This is a genomic window from Bartonella sp. MR168JLCBS (assembly GCF_042194175.1).
The window spans coordinates 399-637 of record NZ_JBHIMP010000473.1 but is presented as its reverse complement, the minus strand read 5'-3'; the positions used below and the strand labels follow the sequence as shown (position 1 = coordinate 637).

Here is a 239-nt window from a genome sequence, read left to right as displayed (position 1 = left end):
GAACAAGAAACAGAGAAACCAATTTCTGCTCATCTCATAGATCAAATGTCAAATCTGTTTCGTGCACAAATAAAAACTGAATTACGTGCCATTGATGGCATAAGAGAAGCAGTAGAGAAAATTAAATCTCGCTATCCCTGTTGTATCTGCTCTAATGCAAAGAGCGTAGATATAAAAGAAATGCTTACCACCGTCGGTCTTTATGATCTTTTTGAAGATAAAATATTTTCTGCGCCTGA

At 36.0% G+C, this 239-nt stretch carries 1 pseudogene; it reads left to right on the top strand.

Features of this window, described 5'->3' with window-relative positions:
* Window positions 1–239: pseudogene (locus ACFIK8_RS12100) on the top strand (HAD family hydrolase); the annotation flags it as partial.